At 53.3% G+C, this 6,951-nt stretch carries 3 protein-coding genes and 4 pseudogenes; 1 reads left to right on the top strand and 6 read right to left on the bottom strand.

Features of this window, described 5'->3' with window-relative positions; all coding sequences use genetic code 11:
- Window positions 1-202: 202 nt before the first annotated feature.
- The 6 genes and pseudogenes from BBW68_RS09010 to BBW68_RS09035 form a co-directional block, all read right to left on the bottom strand.
- A pseudogene (locus BBW68_RS09010) lies at window positions 203-502 on the bottom strand (LysR family transcriptional regulator); the annotation flags it as partial.
- Between the two features lie 15 nt (window positions 503-517).
- Window positions 518-1,699 (bottom strand): Na+/H+ antiporter NhaA, encoded by a 1,182-nt coding sequence (gene nhaA, locus BBW68_RS09015; RefSeq protein ID WP_070135104.1) that lies wholly within the window; start codon window positions 1,697-1,699, stop codon window positions 518-520.
- A 167-nt stretch (window positions 1,700-1,866) separates the two neighbouring features.
- Window positions 1,867-3,009 carry a molecular chaperone DnaJ gene (dnaJ, locus tag BBW68_RS09020; RefSeq protein ID WP_070135106.1) on the bottom strand — a complete coding sequence of 381 codons (1,143 nt, stop codon included), beginning with the start codon at window positions 3,007-3,009 and terminating at the stop codon, window positions 1,867-1,869.
- A gap of 108 nt (window positions 3,010-3,117) precedes the next feature.
- Window positions 3,118-5,028 (bottom strand): molecular chaperone DnaK, encoded by a 1,911-nt coding sequence (dnaK, locus tag BBW68_RS09025; protein WP_070135108.1) that lies wholly within the window; start codon window positions 5,026-5,028, stop codon window positions 3,118-3,120.
- 236 nt (window positions 5,029-5,264) lie between these two features.
- Window positions 5,265-6,103 (bottom strand): annotated as a pseudogene (locus tag BBW68_RS09030) (MFS transporter).
- Between the two features lie 120 nt (window positions 6,104-6,223).
- Window positions 6,224-6,460: pseudogene (locus tag BBW68_RS09035) on the bottom strand (molybdopterin-binding domain-containing protein); the annotation flags it as partial.
- 63 nt (window positions 6,461-6,523) lie between these two features.
- On the opposite strand from BBW68_RS09035, the pseudogene BBW68_RS16445 reads away from it, so the two are divergent.
- Window positions 6,524-6,951: pseudogene (locus BBW68_RS16445) on the top strand (DDE-type integrase/transposase/recombinase); the annotation flags it as partial.

A 6,951-nucleotide genomic window follows, 5' to 3' on the forward strand; every position in this document is an offset into this window, starting at 1 on the left:
GAGGCGCTGCCACTCAGCGCTTAACAGACATATTACCGGACCGGAAGGCTGGACCTGAATTTACACCACCTTGACGGACTCGACCAAAAGGAGTTTGGCGGGACGCGGGATATACATGGAGCTGAGTATAAAGCGGAGCTCCGGTCATGCAAAGCACCGGAACGGCGAAGCCGTGACGCTCGCCCTGTAAGGGCGCTACGTTCGAGAGTTCATCCGCCACGCCCACGTCGAACAGCAGGTTGGCTTCCTTGCGGTAGTTGACGATATCCAGCATCTCATGGCTGAGCGTAAACATGCGGTCAGCGTAGCGAAACACTAGCTGACTAAGCTCTGACGGCATCAGCCCGCGCTCCTAGCGTTTGAACAGCTTACCCTGCAGGCGCTCTTCCAGCGTTTTTAACTGGCCGGTAACGGTTTGCGAAGTAAAGTTGAGAACCGCCGCCGCGTCGGTTTTACACACCTGCCAGAAATAGTAGAGGTGGTTGTAGTTCATCTGAGCCATAGCAGGGCCGAACCGTTAAGCGTGCTTCTGCGGGCCTAGCCGCAACTTGAAGTACAACAGCGCATAACCCAGTATTGCCGACAGCATCGATCCGCTGAGAATGCCCAGTTTGGCCAGTGTCACCATCTCTTCATGTGCGGCGTCAAACGCCAGCGAGGCGATAAAGATCGACATGGTAAAGCCAATCCCACACAGGACACCCACGGCGGCAATATCCACCATCTTGGTATTTTCCGGCAGCGCCGCAATTTTTAATTTCACCGACAGCCAGCAAATCAGTGTGATCCCCAGCGGCTTACCGACCAGCAGACCAAAGATAATCCCCAGCGGCACCATTGAGAACATGCCGTCAATGGAAACGCCAGTCAGTGAAACACCGGCATTAGCAAAGGCAAACAGCGGCAAGATTAGCCAGCTAACCCACGGGTGCAGGCCGTGTTCCAGTTCGATAGAAGGTGAATGCCCATCCTGCTTTTTCAGTGGGATCAGCAGCCCGACAATCACACCGGCCAGCGTGGCGTGAAAGCCCGACTTCAGCTCCGCCACCCACAGCACCATGCCGACTAGCAGATATACCGAAGTTTTCCGCACACCGCACAGGTTAAGTATCACCAGCACCGCGATCGACGCCGCCGCGACGCCAAGTGAAACCAGCGATAAATCGCGGGTATAGAAGAAAGCGATAATCACAATGGCGCCAAGGTCATCGATCACCGCCAGCGCCATCAGAAACATTTTTAGCGTTGGAGGCACGCGGCTGCCTAACAGGGCAAGGATACCCAGCGCGAAGGGGATATCCGTCGCGGCTGGAATTGCCCAACCGTGGATCGCAAGCTCATCGCTGTGGTTCAGCGCCGCATAGATCAACCCTGGGGTTACCATGCCGCCCAAGGCGGCAATCAGCGGGAACATCGCTTTCTTACGCCCTTTCAGCGAGCCCATCAACAGCTCGCGCTTTACTTCCAGACCGATCATCAGGAAGAACAGCGCCATCAGAGCATCGTTGATCCACAGCAGCAGGTCTTTATTGATGTCCAGCGAGCCAAATCGAAACTGCACCGGCATAGCTAGAATGGTCTGGTAAGACTGCTGCATGCTGGCGTTATTGGCGAGAAACATCGCCACTGCCGCCGCGATGATCAGCACGCCGCCGCCAGTGGCGTCATTTTTTAACAGCTTTTTGAGAAAGAGGTTCATTACAGGCTCCGCTGAATATCCCTAGAGGTTGTCAATCAGATAGCGGACAGCATACGCCGTTAAACCGCTCGAAAAAAACAGTTTATACAGCGCGAAAAGTTCGGTATTTACGAGGATTGAGGGGTAAGGGCCGATCTTTTATTTCGATCAGCCCTGAGACTGGCAGATTAGCGGGTTAAATCATCGAAGAATTTCTTCACACCGTCAAAGAAACTTTTAGAACGTGGGCTGTTATGTTCGCCGGAAGGACCACCAAAGCTCTCTTCCAGTTCACGCAACAGCGTTTTCTGTTTCTCGTTCAGGCTGACCGGGGTTTCAACCACCACGCGGCACAGCAGGTCACCCTGAGCACCACCGCGCAAGGATTTCACACCTTTGCCACGAATACGGAACAGCTTGCCGGTCTGCGTTTCCGCAGGCACCTTCAGCTTCACGCGACCATCAAGGGTCGGCACTTCAATTTCACCGCCCAGCGCTGCCATCACAAAGTTGATTGGCACTTCACAATACAAGTTGTTCTCTTCACGTTCGAAAATGTTGTGCTTACGCACCTGCACCTGAACGTAGAGATCGCCCGCTAGCGCACCCTGATCACCAGCTTCACCTTCGCCGGTCAGGCGGATGCGGTCGCCGGTATCAACACCAGCCGGGATTTTCACCGACAGGGTTTTCGACTTCTCAACCCGGCCATGGCCGTGGCAGGCGTTGCACGGATCTTTAATCACCGAACCGCGACCGTGACAGTTTGGACACGCCTGCTGCACGGTAAAGAAGCCCTGGCGCATCTGCACTTGGCCTGCTCCTTGACAGGTCTGGCAGGTTTGCGGTTTAGTGCCCGCTTTCGCGCCGCTGCAGTGGCAAACGTCACACTCTTCTAGGGTTGGAATACGGATCTTTTGGGTCACGCCGCGTACCGCTTCTTCCAGCGACAGCTCCATGTTGTAGCGTAAATCAGCACCGCGAGCGGCGCGCTGCTGACGGCGGCCTCCGCCAAAGATATCGCCGAATACGTCGCCAAAGATATCGCTGAAGTCAGCACTGCCACCAAAGCTGCCGCCGTAACGACCACCGCCGCCCATGCCACCCTGTTCAAAGGCTGCATGGCCGTACTGATCGTAAGCCGCCCGTTTCTGCGCATCGGTCAGAATTTCGTAGGCTTCTTTAACCTCTTTAAACTGCTCTTCAGCACCTTCGCCTTGGTTGCGATCAGGGTGGAATTTCATTGCTAGGCGTTTGTAAGCCTTTTTGATCTCACGCTCATCCGCAGATTTGGATACGCCTAAAACCTCGTAATAGTCTCTTTTCGCCATTGTTGTTGATCCTGCCCTTAATATGCGTGCACGGGCGTAGGATTTCTCCGACGCCCGTGCTGGTTATAACCAGTGGCAATCACCGCCACTGTGCCCGCTCAAGAGCGATTATTTTTTGTTTTCTTTCACTTCTTCGAATTCAGCGTCGACAACATCATCGTCTTTCTTCGCACCGTCGGTGGCATCTTCTGCGCCGCCAGCGGCCTGCTGCTGAGCGAACTCCATCAGCTTGCCGGACACTTCCATCAGAGCCTGCATTTTGGTTTCAATTTCCGCTTTGTCCTCGCCTTTCAGCTTGGTGTTCAGCTCAGCCAGTGCATCTTCGATTAGCGCTTTGTCGTCTGCTGGCAGTTTGTCGCCCGCTTCGTCCAGCTGCTTACGCGTGCTGTGCGAGATCTGGTCACCTTGGTTACGGATCTGTACCAGCTCTTCAAACTTACGGTCAGACTCAGCGTTAGCTTCGGCATCACGCACCATTTTTTCGATCTCTTCGTCATTCAGGCCGGAAGATGCCTTAATGGTGATCTTCTGCTCTTTACCGCTGTTTTTGTCTTTCGCAGACACGTGCAAGATACCGTCAGCATCGATGTCGAAGGTCACTTCGATCTGTGGCATACCGCGCGGTGCCGACTGAATACCGTCGAGGTTGAACTGCCCCAGCGATTTGTTATCCGCTGCACGCTTACGCTCACCCTGCACCACGTGAATGGTTACTGCAGACTGGTTGTCTTCAGCAGTCGAAAACACTTGGCTGTGCTTGGTTGGGATGGTGGTATTCTTAGCGATCAATGAAGTCATCACGCCGCCCATGGTTTCGATACCCAGCGACAGCGGGGTGACGTCTAGCAGCAGAACGTCTTTCACTTCACCGGCTAGCACGCCGCCCTGAACCGCAGCACCGACAGCAACCGCTTCATCCGGGTTGACGTCTTTACGTGGCTCTTTACCGAAGAACTCAGCAACCTCCGCTTGCACCATTGGCATACGCGTCTGACCACCGACTAGGATTACGTCGTTGATGTCAGAAACAGACAGACCGGCATCCTGCAAAGCAACTTTCAGCGGCTCGATAGAGCGTGCAACTAAGTCTTCTACCAGTGATTCCAGCTTCGCACGGGTTACTTTGATGTTCAGGTGCTTAGGACCTGTCGCATCAGCTGTGATGTACGGCAGGTTCACGTGGGTCTGCTGTGCAGAAGAGAGTTCAATTTTCGATTTCTCTGCGGCTTCTTTCAGACGCTGCATTGCTAGCGGATCGTTGTGCAGATCGATGCCCTGATCTTTCTTAAATTCAGCTACCAGATAGTTGATCATACGGCTGTCGAAGTCTTCACCACCCAAGTGGGTATCACCGTTGGTTGCCAGAACTTCGAAGGTTTTTTCGCCTTCAACTTCGTCGATTTCGATAATAGAGATATCGAAAGTACCACCACCTAGGTCGTATACCGCGACAGTGCGGTTGCCCTGACCTTTATCTAGACCGTAGGCCAGTGCCGCAGCGGTTGGTTCGTTGATGATACGTTTTACTTCCAGCCCGGCGATACGACCAGCATCTTTTGTTGCCTGACGCTGAGCATCATTGAAGTAAGCCGGTACAGTGATAACCGCTTCAGTGACTGGCTCGCCTAGGTAATCTTCCGCGGTTTTCTTCATTTTCTTCAGCACTTCAGCAGAGATCTGCGGAGGTGCAACACGCTGGCCTTTCACGTCAAGCCATGCGTCGCCGTTATCAGCGCCGACGATTTTGAATGGCATGATTTTAATATCATGCTGTACTTCTTCGTCTTGGAAGCGACGACCAATCAGACGCTTAATCGCAAACAGGGTATTTTGCGGGTTAGTCACTGCCTGACGTTTAGCAGGCTGACCGACCAGCGTTTCACCATCCTGAGTGTAAGCAATGATCGATGGCGTAGTGCGATCGCCTTCTGCATTCTCCAGTACACGCGGTTTGCCGCCATCCATGATAGCTACACAAGAGTTAGTTGTGCCCAAGTCAATACCAATAATCTTACCCATTGAAACGTCTCCCACTTATAATTCATGTCTAAATCAGGTTATGAACCAATAAATGCGGGCATTTTTTACAGTTTCAACTGCTTGCCCTGCGCTTTTTTTTCCAGGTCCGTAGCCTCGGATGCCAAATAAGATGGGGCCGCGCAGCGCGGCATCAAGGGGGGAGGGTAAAAAATTTTTACTTTGCCGCAAAAACTGAGCTAGCTGAAGCTGACCCATTTTTTAAGCGATTGAAGTGATTACTGAATGCTGACCTGTTTTAACAATGTCTGCTTGCCCGCATCGCGCTGCAGCCAGCAGCCGACCAGCACGCCAATCACCGCCAGCAGCAGAACAGTATGCCGGGGCCATTGGCGTCAACTTCATCATCAGCGTCAGCGCGATCGGCGTCAGGCCACCAAAAATGGTGCATGCAATGTTGTAAGAGAAGGAGATGCCGGTAGCTGGGAAGGCGCGCATCATCACAAAGGGCACCACGCCCACGCACAGCCCGGTCAGCGCATAGGCGCTAATAGGCGCTAAACAGATAAGTCGGTGCCGTGGTCGCGACGTGGAAAAAGGTATAGCTGGAAGCAGCCATTAGCACGCTGCCGACAATGAGCGTGCCGCAGGCGAAGCCGATGCGTTTTTCCGGCACGTGTTCGGCAACAAACACCTAGGCACTTCCCCGCCTATCGCTGCCCCCCTGCAAAACCCGCATCAGCAGTAATAGCGATGCAGCAATGCCAATAGTGGCATAGGTCGGCAGCAGGCCCATAGCCAGCGTCGGCAGTGCCATCAGTAAAACGCTCAGGCTGAACATCTTCTTGCGCCCTTTACTGTCGCCCAAATGCGCCATGACAAGATCGCCCAGCGAGCGCGCCAGATAACTGGCGGCAAAGATGCCAAAGGTTTGCAGCTGGCGCAGCCACTCGGGAATATCCGCGGGGAAGAACAGCTCGCCAATGACCGCAGCGAAGATGATGAAGATAATAAAGTCGTAGAACTCCAGCGCGCCACTAAGGGCAGCCAGCGCCAGAGTTTTGTGGTCCTGTCGGTTAAGACAGCGTGCGTGATCGGTCTGCATATTTATCAGCATGGCCCAGAGTCAGAAGAAAACAGTATCGTTGCCGCTGTAAAGCTGAACTTACTATACCGTCAATTTTCTGCCACAGCAGTGAGCACTGGATCTTATGCCTGAAGAAATGAATTTTAAGCCATTTATCTCGCGTCTGGCGCACTTCGGGCGAAATGCTGCTACCACCTGCGGGTCAATTTCGATATAGGGCCCTTCGAGCAGCTGGATGCAATAAGGCACGCTGGCAAAAATCCCGTGGACCTAGCAGTTGCCATGCTCATCTTTCAACCCTCCCAGCGTCTCGTTAATCGACTTCGGCTGGCCGGGCAGGTTAATCACCAGCGACTGCTTGCGGATCACGCCAACTTGACGCGACAGGGCACTGTTGCAAAGATCTGGCGATGGTAAACTGATGCCACTGTTTAGTTGAAGGAGCAGCACATGAACCCATTTAAAGGTCGAGATTTTGAGCGTCATATTATCCTGTGGGCCGTCCGCTGGTACTGCAAATATGGCATCAGTTATCGTGAGCTGCAGGAGATGCTGGCTGAGCGAGGGGTAAATGTCGATCACCCCACGATTTATCGATGGGTTCAGCGTTCTGCACCTGAGATGGAAAAGCGGCTGCGCTTTTAGCTGTCTTCACGTCGTCACACCAAAGCCGCCTATCGCTTTATGGGTAAACTTCTGAATAATACGAAGCTAATACGAAGCGCCTGGAAATTCCACGGTTGATCAACACAGATAAAGCCCCGACGTATGGGCGGGCGCTGGCATTGCTGAAGCGGGGAGGTAAATGTCCGCAGCATGTAAAGGAATTGAAGTGATGCGTGCGCTACGGAAAGGTCAGGCAGAATCATTTTATTTGG

The organism is Candidatus Erwinia dacicola (assembly GCF_001756855.1).
GTDB classification, from domain to species: Bacteria; Pseudomonadota; Gammaproteobacteria; order Enterobacterales; family Enterobacteriaceae; genus Erwinia; species Erwinia dacicola.